The organism is Rathayibacter sp. AY1F8 (assembly GCF_002932165.1).
GTDB lineage: Bacteria > Actinomycetota > Actinomycetes > Actinomycetales > Microbacteriaceae > Rathayibacter.
Genome location: NZ_PSVB01000046.1, coordinates 1 through 2317, shown reverse-complemented (window position 1 = coordinate 2317; position 2317 = coordinate 1). Strand labels below are relative to the sequence as shown.

Below are 2317 nucleotides of genomic sequence, written 5' to 3'. Positions count from 1 at the left end.
GGGGCGGCTCGAGCGGGCCGGGTTCGAGAGGGCCGGGTTCGAGCGGCCCCGGTTCGAGCGGACGGGTTCGAGCGGGGTGGGCGGCGCGGGCTGGTGCTCGGCTCAGGAATCGCGCGGACAGCGGTGTGCGAGCCCGCGCTCGCCGGCGGTTCGTCCCTCCACAGGCGGGGTACCGGCTCCGTTGTCCCGATCCTGGTCACGGGCCCGGCCCGATGTCGGTGGTCGCTGATTCAATACATGTATGAGAAGTTCGGGTGACGCGATGCAGGCGGTCGAGGCGGTGCAGGCGGGCGAGACGACGCAGACGCTCGACGCGGTGCGCGCGCTCGCCGGTCTCGCGGCGGGGCTCGCCCGCTCCTCGGCACCGGTGCTGCTCGCGGGAGCCGTCGCCCTGCACACGGCCTACGGGGCGGCGTTGCTCGTGCCGGAGTCGTTCGCGCGGGGGAGCCGTCTCTCCCGGAGCGAGGCGGGAGACCTCGTGGAGCGCTCGATCCGAGCCGAGTTCGCGACGGCGCTCGGGATGTCGGAGCGCGCGGCGTCTCGACGTCTCGAGCATGCTCGGCTCCTCATCGAGGACCTCCCGGCGACCCGTGCCCTCCTGGCCGAGGCCCGGATCCTCTGGGAGGCCGGCGAGGTCGTCTGCGCCGCCGCCGCGACCCTCCCCGCTCCGTCGCGCGCGCCCTTCGACGAGCGGGCGGCCGCCGCGGCGCTCACGCAGACGCCCACCCAGCTCCGCCGGACCGTGGCGCGGTTGCGCGACGAGCTGCACGAGCAGCCGTTCACCGAGCGCCACGCCCGCGCCCGAGAGGATCGCAGCGTGTGGCTCGGAGCAGAGGCCGACGGCATGGCCACGCTCTGCGCCCTGCTGCCGGCCCCGGTCGCGGTCGGCGCCTACAACCGTCTCGACCGGATCGCCCGCTCGCTCCGCGACGGGGCGGACGCGGCGAGGATCGGGCTCGGTGCAGGTGCAGGTGCAGGTGCAGGTGCAGGTGCAGGTGCAGGTGCAGGTGCAAGTGCGAGTGCGAGTGCGAGTGCGAGTGCGACTGCGACTGCGACTGCGACTGCGACTGCACAGAGCGGTGCTGGTGCCCGTGGCGATGCTCCGGTGGCAGTCGGCGCGCGGACGGACGCTGGTGCTGGTGCTGGTGCTGGTGCTGGTGCCGGTGCCGGGCTCGGCGCGGAGACGGGTGGCGGCGCCGGTGGAGACGCTGACATCTCCCTCGGCGACGGCCGGACGCTCGCGCAGCTGCGGGCCGACGCGCTCGTCGATCTGCTCATCGACGGCGACATCTCCGCAGACGGATCCTCGGGAGAAGGAGCGAGCGCCGTCCGCGCCTCGGGCTCCGGAATCCACGCCTCGGGCTCCGGAGTCCGCGCCGACGTGCGCCTCACCCTGGCCGCCAGCACCGCCGTCGGCCTCGACGACGCGCCGGCCGAACTCGACGGCTACGGTCTCGTCCCCGCCGACGTCGCCCGGGAGCTCGTCCGCACGGCGGCCACCTTCACGCGGGTGCTGACCGATCCGGACACGGGAGTGGTGACGTCGGTCGGCAGGACCCTCCGCGTCCCGCCCCCTCGGATGCGCCTCCAGCTGCAGCTGCGCGACCGGACCTGCCGGTTCCCCGGCTGCACCCGCTCGTCCTCGACGGCCGAGGCCGACCACACCCTCGAGTGGCGGAACGGAGGCGAGACCGCCCTCGGCAACCTGGCCTCGCTCTGCGTCGCGCACCACCACGTCCGCCACGGCGACCGCTGGACCTACGCCCTCCATCCGGACGGCACCGTCGTCTGGACGACCCCCACCGGCCGTCGGATCACCGACCGACCGCGGGCGCTGCCCGGGGCTCCGCTGCCGCCCACGCGACGACCGACGCCGCAGTCGGCGCAAGAACCGGAGCCGGAGCCGCTGTCACCACGATCCTCGTCATCGCAGCTGAGGTCATCGCGACCGTCGTCACCTCGACCGTCGCCCTCGCTGCTGTCGCCGACGCGGCCGCGGTTCGTGGACGCGTCTCCGCCGTTCTGATCCGCAGCCCGACCTGCCGGGCGATCCGACACTCCGTCGGCCGCGAGGCGGTGCATCGCCGCGCCTGGACACGCCCAGGCGCCCTCGCGCTCTCGCACCTCCGGCGCCGCGAGGTCCGTCGGCACGTTGGCGCTTCGTCGAGCCTCGAGCTCCGAGCCCCGTGTCCCGGAGCTCCGAGCCTCGAGCCCCGTGTCCCGTCGTGCTTCGGCGCTTCGGGGCGTCGGCCACCGCATCCCGGTCCGCCCCTGTCCCCGGTCCGCCCCTGTCCCTGGTCCGCCCCTGTCCCTGGTC

Annotated in this window: 1 protein-coding gene; it reads left to right on the top strand. The window is 74.7% G+C overall.

Translation table 11 applies throughout. The features are described from left to right. Positions 1 to 241 precede the first annotated feature (241 nt). Entirely contained in the window at positions 242 to 2026 is a 1785-nt protein-coding gene (locus tag C5C35_RS16620; protein ID WP_104263619.1) for an HNH endonuclease signature motif containing protein, read from the top strand. Positions 2027 to 2317: the final 291 nt, after the last annotated feature.